We start from the raw sequence: 15,330 nt of genomic DNA on the forward strand, positions 1-15,330 counted from the left end.
ACCCCATGGCCACTCCCAGCGCTAGCTCTTATAACGCAGACGCCATCGAAGTCCTCTCGGGCCTCGACCCGGTGCGCAAACGCCCCGGCATGTACACCGACACCAGTCGGCCGAACCACCTTGCCCAGGAAGTCATCGACAACAGTGTCGATGAAGCCTTGGCCGGGCATGCCACATCGGTGCAGGTGATCCTGCATGCCGACCATTCCCTGGAAGTCAGCGATGACGGCCGTGGCATGCCGGTGGACATTCACCCCGAGGAAGGTGTTTCGGGCGTCGAACTGATCCTCACCAAGCTTCATGCCGGTGGCAAGTTTTCCAACAAGAACTACCAGTTCTCCGGCGGCTTGCACGGGGTAGGCATTTCCGTGGTCAACGCCTTGTCCACCGAAGTGCGGGTGCGGGTCAAGCGTGACGGCAACGAATACCAGATGACCTTCAAGGATGGCTACAAGGCCACCGAGCTGGAAGTCGTCGGCACTGTCGGCAAGCGCAATACCGGCACCAGCGTGTTCTTTGCGCCGGATCCGAAATACTTCGACTCCCCGAAATTCTCCATCAGCCGCCTCAAGCACGTGCTCAAGGCCAAGGCCGTGTTGTGCCCGGGGTTGCTGGTCAGTTTTGAAGACAAGGCCACCGGCGAGAAAGTCGAATGGCATTACGAAGACGGCCTGCGTTCCTACCTGGTGGATGCGGTCAGCGAATTCGAGCGCCTGCCGGATGAGCCGTTCTGCGGCAGCCTGGCCGGTAATAAAGAAGCGGTGGATTGGGCGCTGCTGTGGCTGCCGGAAGGTGGCGATGCGGTGCAGGAAAGCTACGTCAACCTGATCCCGACCGCCCAGGGCGGCACCCACGTCAACGGTTTGCGTCAGGGCCTGCTCGACGCCATGCGCGAGTTCTGCGAATTCCGCAGCCTGTTGCCGCGCGGTGTGAAGCTGGCGCCGGAAGACGTCTGGGAACGCATTGCCTTTGTGTTGTCGATGAAAATGCAGGAGCCACAATTTTCCGGCCAGACCAAGGAGCGCCTGTCGTCCCGTGAGGCGGCGGCGTTCGTCTCCGGTGTGGTCAAGGACGCCTTCAGCCTGTGGCTCAATGCCAACCCGGAAACCGGCATGCTGCTGGCGGAACTGGCGATCAACAACGCCGGCCGTCGCCTCAAGGCCAGCAAGAAGGTCGAGCGCAAACGCATTACCCAAGGCCCGGCGCTGCCGGGCAAGCTGGCCGACTGTGCCGGACAGGACCCGATGCGTTCCGAGCTGTTCCTGGTGGAAGGTGATTCCGCCGGCGGCTCGGCCAAGCAGGCACGGGATAAAGAGTTCCAGGCGATCCTGCCGTTGCGCGGCAAGATCCTCAACACCTGGGAGGTCGACGGCAGCGAAGTGCTGGCCAGCCAGGAGGTGCACAACATCGCCGTGGCCATCGGCGTCGACCCGGGCGCGGCGGACATGAGCCAGCTGCGCTACGGCAAGATCTGCATCCTCGCCGACGCCGACTCCGACGGTCTGCACATCGCGACCTTGCTCTGCGCGTTGTTTGTCCAGCATTTCCGCCCGTTGGTGGATGCCGGTCATGTCTATGTCGCCATGCCCCCGCTGTACCGCATCGACCTGGGCAAAGAGATTTACTACGCCCTCGACGAAGCCGAACGCGATGGCATCCTCGATCGTCTGGTGGCCGAAAAGAAACGCGGCAAGCCGCAGGTCACCCGATTCAAGGGGCTGGGTGAAATGAACCCGCCGCAGCTGCGCGAGACCACCATGGACCCGAACACCCGGCGCCTGGTGCAGTTGACCCTGGAAGATTTCGAGGCTACCTCTGAAATGATGGACATGCTGCTGGCGAAGAAACGCGCCGGCGACCGCAAGACCTGGCTGGAGTCCAAGGGCAACCTGGCCGAGGTATTGGGCTGATGCGTCTGGGCTTTGCCCTGGCCTGCGGGTTGATGTTGACGTCGATCGCGGTATCCGCCGAGCCGGCGATACAGCTGCGCCTGTTGTCCGAGCATGTCGTCGACGGCATGCGCGGCGGCAACCTGTCGGGGCTGGCGCAGTGCGGCAATGATCTGTGGGCGGTTTCCGACCGCGACGATGATCAGATCTACCGCCTCGATACCAGCGAATCTGCCTGGCAGGCCGAAACGGTGCACATTGACGTACCGACGGTGCCCGACAGCGGATTGCCCTGGGGGCTGAAGTCTCGCGTTTGGGGCGCCTCGTTCGTGCGTGGCGGTAATCTGGACTTCGAGGGCATCACCTGCGACAGCGCCGGTAATCGTTATGTGGTCAGTGAAGGCCATGCCGCTGTCTTGCAGGTGCCGCCAACGGGGCCTGCCTCTTGGTTGAAAATCTCGCCGATGCTGGTTCGCGAGGCGCGGGCCAGCGGCCTGCTGTTGCAATTCAACGCGCTGTTCGAAGGGCTGGCGATCAATCCGGCGGGCGATCAGATGTGGCTCGCCGCCGAGCGTCAAGGCCGCGGGCTGCTGATGATCAAGCGCAAACAGACGTTGTGGGACTGCGACGGTGGCTGCGTGCTGCTGAGCGAGGCGGGCATGGAAATGCAGCCCCAGCAGTTTCCCCACGCTAAAGCTGTCGCGCGGGATTTCTCTGACCTGTCGCTGTTCAACGGCAAGCTGTTCACCCTTGAACGCAACGCCTACCAGATCTGCCGCCGGGATCCCCAGACGGCCAAGGTCGAGCGCTGCTGGTCGTACGCTGCCGAGTTGTTGCAGGAAAACCGTCGTTATCCACAGAACTACGGGTTGGAAGAAGCATTGATCGTGGATGCCGATGGCGCCTGGGTCGGTGTCGACAACAACTTTGGCGCCCGTGCCGATGGCGAAGTGCGTCCGGTGGTCTGGCGCTTCGCTGCACCGGAAGGTGGCTGGAGTGCCAAGCCGTGAGGCAGCAAACCCCGGCGCAGCGCATCGGCCGGGTGTTCATGGTGCTGGCCTGGTGTGCGGCGCTGTTTCTGGCCACGCGGTTTTTTGGCCAGTGGGAAGCGCGTCAGCAAAATCCGAATGTGGTAGTCAGCTCGCAGCAGGGCGAAGGTTTCATCGAGGTGAAACTGATCAGCAATGCCCAAGGGCATTTTGTCGCCAGTGGCCAGATCAACGGCCAGACGGTGGACTTCATGCTCGACACCGGTGCGACCGATGTGTCGATCCCGGCGGACCTGGCCAGGCGCTTGAAGCTCGAAGAAGGATTCGGCGTGACCCTGAGCACGGCCAATGGCTTCAGCCAGGGCTATCGCACCCGTATCGAGCGCCTGCAACTGGGCGACATCGTGTTGCACGACGTGCGCGCATTGGTGGCCCCGGGGCTGCATGGCGATCAGGTGTTGCTCGGCATGAGCGCACTGAACAAACTTGAATTTACCCAGCGCGGTGGCACCATGCTGCTGCGCCAGACAACGAACCGATGAGGCCCGCATGAGCGACTCCCTTGATCTCAGCCTGGACGGTGTAGAACGCCGGTCACTGGCTGACTTCACCGAAAATGCCTACCTCAACTACTCCATGTACGTGATCATGGACCGTGCCTTGCCGCATATCGGCGACGGCCTGAAACCGGTACAGCGGCGCATTATCTACGCCATGAGCGAGTTGGGGCTGGACGCCGATTCCAAGCACAAGAAATCGGCGCGTACCGTCGGTGACGTGCTCGGTAAATTCCACCCCCACGGCGACTCGGCCTGCTACGAAGCCATGGTCCTGATGGCCCAGCCGTTCAGCTATCGCTACACGCTGGTCGACGGCCAGGGCAACTGGGGTGCACCGGATGATCCCAAGTCCTTCGCCGCCATGCGTTACACCGAAGCGCGGCTGTCGCGTTATTCCGAGGTGCTGCTCAGCGAGCTGGGCCAGGGCACGGCAGACTGGGGCCCGAACTTCGACGGCACGCTGGACGAGCCGCTGGTATTGCCGGCACGTTTGCCGAACATCCTGCTCAACGGCACCACCGGCATCGCCGTGGGCATGGCCACTGACGTTCCGCCGCACAACCTGCGCGAAGTCGCCACGGCGTGCGTGCGTTTGCTCGATGAGCCTAAAGCCACGGTCGAACAGCTCTGTGAACACATCCAGGGCCCGGATTACCCGACCGAAGCGGAAATCATCACCCCGCGCGCCGACCTGCTGAAAATCTACGAAACCGGTCGCGGCTCGGTGCGCATGCGCGCCGTGTACCACATCGAAGACGGTGACATCATCGTCACCGCGCTGCCGCATCAGGTCTCGGGCGCCAAGGTGCTGGAGCAGATCGCCGCGATGATGCAGGCCAAACCGTCCAAGGCGCCGCAAATCGCTGACCTGCGCGATGAGTCCGACCACGAGAACCCATGCCGGATCGTGATCATTCCGGGGGCGCGGAAGAATTTTGACCACGATGCGCTGATGCAACACCTGTTCGCCAGCACCGAGCTGGAGTCGAGCTACCGGGTCAACATCAACATCATCGGCCTGGACGGTAAGCCGCAGCTGAAAAACCTGCGCGCGTTGCTGGTCGAATGGCTGGAGTTCCGGGTGCAGACCGTGCGTCGTCGCCTGCAATTCCGCCTCGACAAGGTCGAGCGTCGTCTGCACCTGTTGGACGGTTTGCTGATTGCCTACCTCAACCTGGATGAAGTGATCCACATTATCCGTACCGAGGAGCAGCCACGGGCCAGGCTGATCGAACGCTTCGCCCTGAGCGAAATCCAGGCCGACTACATCCTCGACACCCGCCTGCGTCAGTTGGCGCGACTGGAAGAGATGAAGCTGCGTGCCGAGCAGGATGAACTGCTCAAGGAACAAGCCAAGCTGCAAGCCCTGCTGAGCAGCGAAGCCAAGTTGAAAAAACTGGTGCGCAGCGAACTGATCAAGGACGCTGAAACCTACGGTGATGACCGCCGGTCGCCTATTGTCGAGCGTGCCGAAGCCAAGGCCCTGACCGAGCACGATCTGCTGCCGAACGAGAAAGTGACGGTCGTGCTGTCGGAAAAAGGCTGGATTCGTTCCGCCAAAGGCCACGAGATCGATGCCACCGGGCTTTCCTACAAGGCCGGGGACGGTTTCAAGGCGCTGGCCGCCGGGCGTTCCAACCAGTTTGCTGTGTTTATCGACTCCACCGGCCGCAGTTATTCGGTGGCTGCCCACACCTTGCCGTCGGCCCGTGGCCAGGGCGAACCGCTGACCGGCCGCCTGACGCCACCGCCAGGGGCAAGTTTCGAATGCGTGCTGATGCCCGAAGACGATGCGCTGTACGTGATCGCCTCCGATGCCGGTTACGGTTTCGTGGTCAAGGGTGAAGACCTGCAGGCCAAGAACAAGGCGGGCAAGGCCCTGTTGAGCCTGCCGAACAACGCCAAGGTCATGCTGCCGCGCCCTGTGGCTGATCGTGAACAGAACTGGCTGGCGTCGGTGACGACCGAAGGTCGCCTGCTGATCTTCAAGATCAGCGACCTGCCACAATTAGGAAAAGGCAAAGGCAACAAGATCATCGGGATTCCCGGTGAGCGAGTGGCCAGTCGCGAAGAGTATGTGACGGACATCGCCGTATTGCCGGACGGTGCAACACTGGTGTTGCAGGCCGGGAAGCGTACCTTGTCGCTGAAAGCGGACGACCTCGAACACTACAAAGGTGAACGTGGCCGTCGTGGCAACAAATTGCCGCGTGGTTTCCAGCGGGTAGATGCACTGCTCGTCGAAAACCTAAATTAGGCGACTTAGAAGCGCCGAACTACGATTTAACCCGTAGTTCGGCGCTTTGCGCTGGAGTCGGAACGCATATTCACGGATGATATGGCCTTTCAAGCGCCGGCACTGCCGCGCGTTCTTCATATTTGTTGAGTATTTTCACTGTGATCAGCCTTTTAGCGATCACCTGGATGGGACGATGACTGCTCTGCGCCTTCCTTTTATTCTTATGCTCGCCGGCATTCTTGGCCTGGCGGGCTGCAGCGTTCACCAACCGGTGTCGTTGTATCAGCTGGACGCTGGAAGTCCGGCTCAGCCTGCACAGAACGCTGGCATGGCGGTATTGTTGGGGCCGGTTACCGTGGCCGACTACCTGCAACGCGAAACCTTGTTGCAGCGTCAGCCGGATGGCAGCCTGCAAGCCTCGACGGACGGTCGTTGGGCGGGCAGCCTTTCGTCGGATATCGACCAACTGCTGCTGCGTCAGGTCGCAGGTCATCTGGACAGCCAGCGCGTAGTGCTGGCGCCGGCTACAGTGGGTTTCACCCCGGATGTTCAAGTGCTGCTGACCATCACACGCCTGGATTCGGGTGAAAAACAACCGGCGATCCTCGACGCGCAATGGCGCCTGATCGATCGTCGCGGGCAGGTCCGTGAGAACCGCATCATCCATTTGCAGGAACAGCATGCAGGTAGTACGGCGGCTCAGGTTCAGGCGCAGGGCGTGTTGCTGCAACGCCTGGCCGAGCAACTGTCGGTGGCGCTCAAGCCGCTGGCCAATCAGCCGCCGATCGCCGAAGTCCCGCGCAAACCGGCGGTCAAGCCGACAGCGCCTGCGGTAGAGCAGGAAAAACAGCCGAAGATCCCGATGGCCGCGCCTGTTCGTACGGATATGGAAGTGTTCCGCTTCTGACCCCGGATGGATTTGAAACAAAGCCCGCATTGATGCGGGCTTTGTTGTTTCTGCAGGTTGGAGATATCTAGCGCCTGTGCCGGCCTCATCGCGAGCAAGCTCGCTCCCACAGTGTCCGTGTCGTACACAAATCAAGTGAACGCCCCTGAATCTGTGGGAGCGAGCTTGCTCGCGATGAGGCCAGAACAGGCAACAAAAAAGCCCGCAGACGATCACTCATCTGCGGGCTTCATTGTGGCCGGGCCAAGGCTTAAGCGCGACGCTCGTGCATCCGCGCCAGTTGCCGCTCCAGCATCGATGGATACGGCTCCATCAACCGCTCCACGCAGCACGCACCTTCAGGGCTGGCAATCGGTCGGATCCGTGCCCGCTGGCGGATCAAGGCGTCGTCACTGATCTTGCGCTCCACCAGCAGCAGGTTGCGGCTGTGCTGCGACAGGGCCAGGGCGTCCTGGGCGGAGTCGGTCAGCAGCAGGTCGATCTGGCTCAGGCCGAACAGTTCGTCGCCGAGGGTCAGGCCCAGCTGCAATTGCAGGGTGATGCCGCTGTCCGCGACTTCGATCTGCAACTGGTGGCCCAGGGCCCGCAGCAACTCGCCACAGCAAATGGCATTGGTCAGGTAGTCGTCGCCGCTGTCTTCGGTGTGGAACAGCATCAGCGTGCTGCCGTCGTTCAAGGTCTCCACTTCGCCTTGATACAGCGAAGCGGCCTGGTCGAGGCAGTCGCGATAGCGTTCGAGCAGTTCCTCCAGGCGCGCCCGCGGCAGGCGTCGCAGTTGCTCCTGGGAACCCAGTTGCACCGCCAGTACCGCGCTGTGTTGCGGCACGCTCGGCGTGGCCTTGCGAATCACCGGTTGTGGGGTGCTGCCCAGCGACTCGTCGCGCAGGTCGGCGAACGGGTCTTCGTCATCGTCGTCTTCGACGGTGCTGACGATCTGCCGTGGCGCGGGCTTGAGCGCCGCTACCGGACGGCTTTCGTCGAAACTCGGGTCGCGCAGGTTACGGACTTCGAAGGCCGGGTCGGCCTCATCATCGACGTCGTCGAATTCCGGTTCCGGTTCCGGCACAGGGGCGGGCTCCGGGGCGAAGTTGGCGTGCAGCTGACGCGCCAGGTCGCCGATTTCGTCCTGGCGGTCGGTGGCCGGGGTGTATTCATCGATGTTGCGCAGCCACACCCGCAATTGCAGCAGCGGCGTGGAGAGATAACGCCCCATTCGCAGACTCAGGGCCAGGGACAGGGCCAGCAGGATGGCGCTCAGAATGCCCATGCTTTGCAGGCTGATGGTCATCGGCTGCTGGAACTGGTCCATGTCCAGGCTGATGCGCAATTGCCCGGCCGTCACGTCCTGGAAGGTGATCTTGCTCTGGTACATGCCCTCGGCTTCGCCCAGCAGGCCATGCTTGGGACGCTGACCAGACTCGGCGAGGATGCGGTTGTCCGGGCTGTAGATGGCGGCGTGGGCCACCAGCTTGTTCTTGGTCAGGTTATTGAGCAGCACGTTGAGGCTGAGGATGTCGTTGGACACCAACAGCTCGGTGGCCGACGTGGCCGTCTGCGTGGTCAGGCTTTCGCCCAGCGCATCCGCCTGCTCGTGCATGGCCTGCTTGAACTGCAAGCCCATCACGCCGGCATAGATGACCAGGGCCAGGGCGACCAGGATCACGTTATGGCTGGCGATGCGCAATGCAATCGGTACACGGCGGTGGCGCAGTGCACGGAAGATCAGCAGGAAGAAGTTATCGGTTTTTACTGGCGTGGGCCGGTTCACTTGAGCTCGGCTCTTTTGTCCGTGAAGTTGACGCGCAGTATAGCGACAGGCCCCAGACCGTCAAAGCGCTCACGGTGCCCGATGGTCACTGAAAGTGGGTAGAATGCGGTTTTTTTCCACCTGCGGGGGTGCGCCTTGCGCGAAATCGTCCTGATAAACATCACGGGAGTCGACCGTCCGGGTCTGACTGCGGCCATTACCGGCGTTCTGGCCCAGGGTGGTGTGAACATTCTCGACATCGGTCAGGCGGTGATCCACGACACCTTGTCGTTCGGCATCCTGGTTGAAATTCCCGACACCGAGCAAGGCAAGTCCGTGCTCAAGGACATCCTGTTCAAGGGCTATGAGCTCGGTCAACAGGTGCGTTTCACGCCGGTGTCCGAACAGGACTACCAGCAGTGGGTCGGCAACCAGGGCAAAAAACGCCACATTGTGACCCTGTTGACCCGCAAGGTGACAGCCGGGCAGTTGCAGGCCGTGAGTTCGATCACCGCGAAATATGGCCTGAACATCGACCACATCGATCGTCTGTCCGGGCGTATGCCGCTCGACACGCCGGCCGACAAGGGCAAGGGCTGCATCGAGTTCTCCGTGCGCGGCGAGGCGGCTGATCCGCAAGCACTGCGTGCCGAATTCCTCAGCGTCGCCCAGGAACTGAACGTCGACATCGCCTTCCAGGAAGATTCGCTGTTCCGTCGCAACCGTCGCCTGGCGGTGTTCGATATGGACTCGACCCTGATCGAAGCCGAAGTGATCGACGAGCTGGCCAAGGCTGCAGGTGTCGGCGACAAAGTATCGGAAATCACCGAGCGGGCGATGGCTGGCGAACTGGACTTCCGCGCGAGTTTCAAAGAGCGTTTGGCCTTGCTCAAAGGTCTGGATGTTGGCGTGCTGGACTCTATCGGCGCCTCATTGCGCCTGACCGAAGGTGCTGAAACCCTGTTCGCCGAACTCAAGCGCCTGGGCTACAAGACCGCGATTCTATCGGGCGGCTTCACCTACTTCGCCAAGCAATTGCAGGCCAAGCTGGGTATCGACTACGTGTTTGCCAACGAACTGGAAGTGGTCGACGGCAAAGTCACCGGCGTGGCGGTCGAGCCGATTGTCGATGCGCAGCGCAAGGCCGATTTGCTGAAGGAACTGGCACACAAGGAAGGCTTGCGCCTGGAGCAGACCATTGCGGTTGGCGACGGTGCCAACGACCTGCCGATGCTGGCGATTGCCGGGTTGGGCGTGGCATTCCGCGCCAAGCCGCTGGTCAAGCAGTCGGCCAAGCAGGCGATTTCGACGCTGGGGCTGGACGGTGTGTTGTACCTGCTCGGCTTGCGCGATCGCGACGGACAGCTGTAACACCGCAAAACTACTGTAGGAGCGAGCCTGCTCGCGATGGTCGCCAACGATGACGCGGGCTTTCTGAATACCCGCGTCGTTCTCAGGTTCATCGCGAGCAGGCTCGCTCCTACAGTGAGTGGTGGTGTGCCTTTCAGGCTTTCGGTGAGCCCATACCCTGACCCATCTGCACCGCTGTACCAGCAGTCATTTCCTCTGCCCACTTCACTTGATCCGGCCCGAACAGCACGACAGCGGTCGAGCCCAGCTTGAAGCGACCCAGTTCCGCACCTTTTTCCAGGTGGATCGGTGCGCGGGAGGCTTCGTCGTAACGGAAGGTCTTCAGCTCGCGTTTCGGAGGCGTGACCAGGCCCGCCCAGACGGTTTCAATCGATGCAACGATCATCGCACCCACCAGCACCACGGCCATCGGGCCGCGCTCGGTGTCGAAAATGCACGCTACGCGCTCATTACGGGCGAACAGTTCCGGAACGTTTTCAGCGGTTGTCTGGTTGACCGAGAACAGGCGGCCAGGGATGTAGACCATCTCGCGCAGGGTGCCGGCCAGCGGCATGTGCACGCGGTGGTAGTCCTTCGGCGACAGGTAGATGGTCGCGAAGTCACCGCCCATGAACGGCGCAGCATTCGCCGCATCGCCGCCCAGCAGTTCCAGCACGCTGAAGCTGTGGCCCTTGGCCTGGAACACGCGACCGTGTTCGATCGGGCCGAGCTGGCTGATCGCGCCGTCGGCCGGGCTGAGGATTGCGCCCGGGGTCTCGTCCAGTGGACGGGCACCGTCTTTCAGCGCGCGGGTGAAGAACGCGTTGAAGTGCTCGTAGGCGGTCAGGTCTTCGACCAGCGCCTGGGACATGTCCACCTGATAACGCTTGGCGAACCAAGCGGTAAAGGCATTCTTGAACCAGCGCACGCGGCATTCGGCGATGCAGCCGGCCAGTCGCGAGAGCAAGTTGTGGGGCAGCAGGTACTGGCCGAGGAGAAACAGACGCTTGTTCATTAACTGTCCTTAAAAATCTTAAATCTCTACGGGCGTGTCGGGGTGGTTACCCCATTCGCCCCAGGAGCCGGCGTAGCCCTTGACCCGCGGATAACCGAGAGCCTTGGCCACCAGATAGGTGAAGCCAGAACGATGATGGGTCTGGCAGTGGGTAATCACTTCTTTGTCTTTGCTGATCCCGAGTTGTTCGAGGATCTGCTGCATATCGGTGCGGATGCGCAACTGGCGTGACGGATCCATGCCGGCGGTCCATTCGAAATTGACTGCGCCGGGAATGTGCCCGCCCTTGGCTGCCAGGACTTTCTCACCTGAATACTCCAGCGGCCCGCGTGCGTCCCAGATTGCCAGGTCGGCGGCGCCGAGACGGCTTTGCAGGTATTCGCGGGTGGCGGTGGGTTCGTCGTGCAAGGTCAATGAAACCGGGCCACCCACGGTTGGGGGAATCTGGATGGACATGGGCAAACCTTCTGCCAGCCAGGCCGGCAGGCCGCCGTCGACATAGTGGTACTTGCTGTGGCCGATGACATCCAGCAGCCAGATGAAGCGCCCGGCCCAACCGCCGCCTTCGTCGTCATACACCACGTAGACCGCATCGGGATTGTGTCCCAGCTCACCAAACAGCGCTTCGAGTGCTGCCTTCGGAGGCATCAGTCCCGGAGCGGGGGGTTGGCCGAGTTGCGTGCGTTTCGGATCGACAAAGCGCGCGCCGGGAATGTGCCCTTCGGAGTAGCGGGCGGCACTGGTCAAGTCCACCAGAATCAGTTCGCGGGCGTCGAGGCGAGGGAGCAAGTCGCTCGGCTCGATCACCAGCGGCAAGCCAGAGAAGTCAGACATGTGAGGTCTCCAGAGCACAAAAGGGAGGATTGTAACGCAGCTTATTGGCCTCGGTGGCTAAAGCTGTGCAGGGCTTTTTCGATGCATTGCGCGGTTTTGCCGAAGGCCTGTACGGAAATTTCCGAAAACGGCCCGCCGCCCTGATCCGCCACGACGATCATGATCACCCGGCCATTGTTGACCAGTGAGCGCAGCAGCAGATGTTCGCCGCTGAACTGCGAACGCAGGCTGTTGGGCAAAAGGGCCGAGAATTGCGCGTTGTTGGCTGGCGTCAGGCGCACCTGGGCTTGTTGTGCGAGCAGGCGTTGCAACACGTTGCTCTGGCTGACCACGAAGTTCAGCCCGGCCGCTTCCTTCGGCAGGCCGGCCGTCTGGTGCACACGCAGGTTGGCGTGGGTGCGGTCGGCCATCAGGATCATCACCCGACGCATGCCGCAGGCCGCGAGGGCGTCCCGGGCGGCGATGGTCAAGTGCATGGCGTTGGTGAAACGACTCGGCTCGACCAGCAATTCGGCACATTGCTTGCGCCACGTCGCCAGCTCTTCGGCACTCGGTGCCGCCGCCGGCAGCAAACCGGCGTGGATACGGTTCATACCCCACGGCCAGATCAGCGATTCGGCGGGGTGCCAGAGGTCGGGCATGGCGTGTTGGCGTGCGCTGTTGGCGGCTTGCTGGTGCAGTTGCTGCTGCACCTCGTCCATCGGCATTTGCAGGTAAAGGCTGGTCAGGTACTGCCAGCGCTCACTGTGCGGGCTGTCCCAGGCCTGTTGCGCCGAAAGTGCCAGCCCATTGGCCAGCAACACTGTATTGGCCGGTTGATTGAGCCAGCGGCGCAGGGTGGGATCGTCATCGAGGCGGTTCTGCTGGCGCAGTGGATGCTCGCTGTCACGGGCGATGCGCAGGACTTTCACCAGTTCCCGCTGTTCGGTGAGCAGCAGCCGATAACCCTGTTGCACCCAGATCGGCAAGCGCCAGGTCTCCACCAGTGCCTGGCCAATGTCCAGCAGGCGTACGCCAAACAGTTGCTGTTCGACTTTGCGTGCCGACTCACCTTTATGGACGACCCGCAGCTCCCAGTCTTCGAGCAATTCTGGATGGGTCAGCGCCAACGGCCACAGGGGCGAAAGAAACAGCAGGCTGCCCCAGTGGATGTCCTGCCACAGGCGTGCCAGGCGGCTGGCAAAAAAGCCGTTGGCCTGTTGCGTGGCGTGCTGGCTGATCATCTGTAACTGACGCAGGGCTTTGGGAATCCCGGACTGGGGGTTGACGGGCAGGCGCGCGAGCAGCTCTTCCGTGCGCTTCAACCCGAGGCGATTGATCGCGATCTCAAGGTTTTCCGCCGGCGCGGTCATGCCGCCTTGGGGGTGCCGGTTGGCTTCGCGAATCACGCTCAGGGCCAGGGCCGGGCTGCCTTGCATAAGGTCGGCGATGTCGCGCAGCGAGCTGCGATTGTCGCGGATGGCCTTGCAGACCCGGTCGTGGCTGGCTTGCGGAACAGGCAGGCGCACGCTGTCGAGCAGCTTGACCCAGCCTTCGAGCGTCGTCGGTTTTGGCGTTGGAACGTTCGTTTCGTTAACCATGGTTGGAGGCGATCATCGTCAACATTACCTATGCCCGGATGGGGTCAAATTGGCTTTTCGCCTGAACGGCCTATAGTCTGGCGCAGTTTTGCCGATAAGTAGAAGAAGAGATTTTTTAACTTCCGAATATGACCTTGAACCCGACTCAGTAAGTGCTCTCCTACCTATGGCTAAAATTATCGGCATCATCGTCGTATTCGCGAGCGTGCTCGGCGGATACGTGCTCTCCCACGGCAAAATCGGCGCACTCATCCAGCCTTTCGAGGTGATGATTATCGGGGGGGCGGCCCTTGGCGCATTCCTGCAGGCCAACCCCGGCCACATGACGATGCGCGTGCTCAAGAAGGCCTTTGGCATGTTCGGTTCGCGCTTCAACCACGGCTTCTATCTGGAAGTGCTGGGGCTGATCTACGAGATCCTTAACAAGAGCCGGCGCGAAGGCATGATGGCGATCGAAGGTGACATCGAAGATGCCGTCGCAAGCCCGATCTTCGCCAAGTACCCGACGGTGTTGAAGGATGAGCGCATGACCGCGTACATCTGCGATTACCTGCGCATCATGTCTTCCGGCAACATGGCTCCCCATGAGCTTGAAGGCTTGTTCGACATGGAGCTGACCAGCCTCAAGGAAGACCTGGACCACCCCTCCCACGCTGTCAACGGCATCGCCGACGCCATGCCCGGTTTCGGTATCGTCGCGGCGGTATTGGGTATCGTGGTGACCATGGCTTCCCTGGGTGAAAGCGACCAGAAAATGATCGGTCTGCACGTCGGTGCAGCGTTGGTAGGTACCTTCTTCGGTATTCTCGCTGCCTATGGTTTCTTCGGTCCGTTGGCCCACGCCCTGGGTCACGATGCCAAGGAAGAACTGAACGTCTACGAAGCCATCAAGGCCTCTTTGGTTGCTTCGGCTTCCGGCATGCCGCCATCGCTGGCGGTGGAGTTCGGCCGCAAGGTTCTGTATCCGGCGCACCGTCCTAGCTTCGCTGAGCTGGAACAAGCGGTTCGCGGTCGCTAAGTTATGGAAAATAACCAGCCAATAATCATCAAGCGCGTCAAGAAATACGCGGGCGGGCACCACGGGGGGTCCTGGAAAATCGCCTTCGCGGACTTCGCGACAGCGATGATGGCGTTCTTCCTGGTGTTATGGCTGTTGTCCACGGCAACGCCGGAACAGAAGATCGCCATCGCCGGTTACTTCAAGGACCCGATCGGCTTCACCGAAAGCGGTACGCCGTACATCATCGATCTGGGCGGCACACCGACCCTGGCGCCGGAAAACACCCTCAACCCCGAGGTGAAGTCCCAGCCGCAGCCGGACAAGGTCACCATCGATACCGACCAGGTCGAAGGCATGGCCGAGCAGGTCGAAAAAGAACGCCTCGAACTGTTGCTGCAAGAACTGCAGAACAAGGTCGAAGAAAACCCGCAACTGCAGAAGTTCAAGGACCAGATCCTGTTCGAAATCACCCCGGACGGCCTGCGCATTCAGATCGTGGATGCCGAGAACCGGCCGATGTTCGACTCGGGTTCAGCCCGTCTGAAACCGTATTTCGAAGACATCCTGCTGGCCATGGCCGACACCATCAAAGCGGTGCCGAACAAGATCAGCATCAGCGGCCACACCGATGCCAAGCCGTACACCGGCACCGGTGATTTCGGTAACTGGGAGCTTTCAGCCAACCGTGCCAATGCCGCACGTCGTGCGCTGGTGGCGGGCAGCTACCCGGAGGCGCAGGTGGCGCGCGTGGTCGGTTATGCCTCGTCGGCCCTGTTCGATCGCGAGCATCCGTTCAACCCGGTCAACCGTCGCATCGACATCGTGGTGCTGACCAGGAAAGCCCAGCATGCGATCGAAGGTTCGCAAGGCGCGGAACCAGCACCTGAGGCACCGCAAGGTTCGGCAGCTCCGGGAGCCGCGCCGGTCGACCCGAATGCGTTGCCGGCGGACAAGGAACCGCTGCCGGCTCACGAACTGCGCGAGCGTCTGAACTTGTTCGACGACCCGGCACCGAAACCGGGTGAGCCAGCCAAACCGGCTGAACCGCCCAAGCAGTGACCGACAAAAAAGCCGACAGCGATGTCGGCTTTTTTGTGCGGCTTTCACTGGTTTGGAGGCCACCAGGGGCACGATCGCCTGTAGGAGCCAGCTTGCTGGCGATGGTCGTCAACGATAACGCGTGCTGTCTGGATCCACTTGGCGTACTGGAGTCCATCGCC

The 15,330-nt window shown here is 61.5% G+C and carries 12 protein-coding genes; 8 read left to right on the forward strand and 4 right to left on the reverse strand.

All coding sequences use genetic code 11. The features are described from left to right. Window positions 1–5 precede the first annotated feature (5 nt). From parE to ACEN8Z_RS05120, 5 genes are all read left to right on the forward strand, one after another. Entirely contained in the window at window positions 6–1,910 is a 1,905-nt protein-coding gene (gene parE / locus ACEN8Z_RS05100; RefSeq protein ID WP_007996550.1) for a DNA topoisomerase IV subunit B, read from the forward strand. Then, window positions 1,910–2,899, forward strand: coding sequence for an esterase-like activity of phytase family protein (locus ACEN8Z_RS05105; protein WP_495596959.1), 990 nt, complete (start codon window positions 1,910–1,912; stop codon window positions 2,897–2,899). Before parE ends, ACEN8Z_RS05105 begins: the two co-directional genes overlap by 1 nt. Then, the gene (locus ACEN8Z_RS05110; RefSeq protein WP_495596960.1) at window positions 2,896–3,420 is read left to right on the forward strand and encodes a retropepsin-like aspartic protease family protein; all 525 of its coding nucleotides are present in this window, start codon (window positions 2,896–2,898) and stop codon (window positions 3,418–3,420) included. Before ACEN8Z_RS05105 ends, ACEN8Z_RS05110 begins: the two co-directional genes overlap by 4 nt. Before the next feature lie 7 nt (window positions 3,421–3,427). Beyond that, the gene (gene parC / locus ACEN8Z_RS05115; protein WP_116262974.1) at window positions 3,428–5,695 is read left to right on the forward strand and encodes a DNA topoisomerase IV subunit A; all 2,268 of its coding nucleotides are present in this window, start codon (window positions 3,428–3,430) and stop codon (window positions 5,693–5,695) included. A 175-nt stretch (window positions 5,696–5,870) separates the two neighbouring features. Next, window positions 5,871–6,584, forward strand: coding sequence for a PqiC family protein (locus ACEN8Z_RS05120; RefSeq protein WP_495596961.1), 714 nt, complete (start codon window positions 5,871–5,873; stop codon window positions 6,582–6,584). A gap of 250 nt (window positions 6,585–6,834) precedes the next feature. On the opposite strand, the gene ACEN8Z_RS05125 is transcribed toward ACEN8Z_RS05120, so the two are convergent. Beyond that, window positions 6,835–8,352 carry an AhpA/YtjB family protein gene (locus tag ACEN8Z_RS05125; RefSeq protein ID WP_495596962.1) on the reverse strand — a complete coding sequence of 506 codons (1,518 nt, stop codon included), beginning with the start codon at window positions 8,350–8,352 and terminating at the stop codon, window positions 6,835–6,837. Between the two features lie 135 nt (window positions 8,353–8,487). Between ACEN8Z_RS05125 and serB the strand changes: the two genes are divergently transcribed. Further along, complete coding sequence (gene serB / locus ACEN8Z_RS05130; protein WP_007996540.1) at window positions 8,488–9,702, forward strand: phosphoserine phosphatase SerB; 1,215 nt, start codon at window positions 8,488–8,490, stop codon at window positions 9,700–9,702. A 133-nt stretch (window positions 9,703–9,835) separates the two neighbouring features. Here the strand turns inward: serB and asd are convergent, their stop codons facing one another. Genes asd through ACEN8Z_RS05145 form a run of 3 tightly spaced genes read right to left on the reverse strand, consistent with a single transcriptional unit; the run spans window position 9,836 to window position 13,110 of the window. Next, a complete protein-coding gene (gene asd, locus ACEN8Z_RS05135; protein ID WP_007996539.1) occupies window positions 9,836–10,696 on the reverse strand; it encodes an archaetidylserine decarboxylase in 861 nt (286 codons plus the stop codon). An 18-nt stretch (window positions 10,697–10,714) separates the two neighbouring features. Continuing rightward, window positions 10,715–11,530, reverse strand: a complete 816-nt coding sequence (rhdA, locus tag ACEN8Z_RS05140) for a thiosulfate sulfurtransferase (protein WP_495596963.1) — start codon at window positions 11,528–11,530, stop codon at window positions 10,715–10,717. Window positions 11,531–11,571: 41 nt separating this feature from the next. Further along, entirely contained in the window at window positions 11,572–13,110 is a 1,539-nt protein-coding gene (locus tag ACEN8Z_RS05145) for an HDOD domain-containing protein (RefSeq protein ID WP_495596964.1), read from the reverse strand. Between the two features lie 166 nt (window positions 13,111–13,276). Here ACEN8Z_RS05145 and motA point away from each other — a divergent pair, with 166 nt between their 5' ends. Both motA and motB read left to right on the forward strand, forming a co-directional pair. Further along, window positions 13,277–14,128, forward strand: coding sequence for a flagellar motor stator protein MotA (motA, locus tag ACEN8Z_RS05150; protein WP_495596965.1), 852 nt, complete (start codon window positions 13,277–13,279; stop codon window positions 14,126–14,128). 3 nt (window positions 14,129–14,131) lie between these two features. Then, complete coding sequence (gene motB / locus ACEN8Z_RS05155) at window positions 14,132–15,169, forward strand: flagellar motor protein MotB (protein ID WP_495596966.1); 1,038 nt, start codon at window positions 14,132–14,134, stop codon at window positions 15,167–15,169. Window positions 15,170–15,330 lie beyond the last annotated feature (161 nt).

The organism is Pseudomonas sp. Pseusp10 (assembly GCF_059492225.1).

Coding starts and splice junctions, on each gene's coding strand:
- ACEN8Z_RS05145 (WP_495596964.1), bottom strand. CDS start 13,110: ATGGTTAACGAAACGAACGTTCCAACGCCAAAACCGACGACGCTCGAA.
- ACEN8Z_RS05105 (WP_495596959.1), top strand. CDS start 1,910: ATGCGTCTGGGCTTTGCCCTGGCCTGCGGGTTGATGTTGACGTCGATC.
- rhdA (WP_495596963.1), bottom strand. CDS start 11,530: ATGTCTGACTTCTCTGGCTTGCCGCTGGTGATCGAGCCGAGCGACTTG.
- asd (WP_007996539.1), bottom strand. CDS start 10,696: ATGAACAAGCGTCTGTTTCTCCTCGGCCAGTACCTGCTGCCCCACAAC.
- parE (WP_007996550.1), top strand. CDS start 6: ATGGCCACTCCCAGCGCTAGCTCTTATAACGCAGACGCCATCGAAGTC.
- ACEN8Z_RS05120 (WP_495596961.1), top strand. CDS start 5,871: ATGACTGCTCTGCGCCTTCCTTTTATTCTTATGCTCGCCGGCATTCTT.
- motA (WP_495596965.1), top strand. CDS start 13,277: ATGGCTAAAATTATCGGCATCATCGTCGTATTCGCGAGCGTGCTCGGC.
- motB (WP_495596966.1), top strand. CDS start 14,132: ATGGAAAATAACCAGCCAATAATCATCAAGCGCGTCAAGAAATACGCG.
- parC (WP_116262974.1), top strand. CDS start 3,428: ATGAGCGACTCCCTTGATCTCAGCCTGGACGGTGTAGAACGCCGGTCA.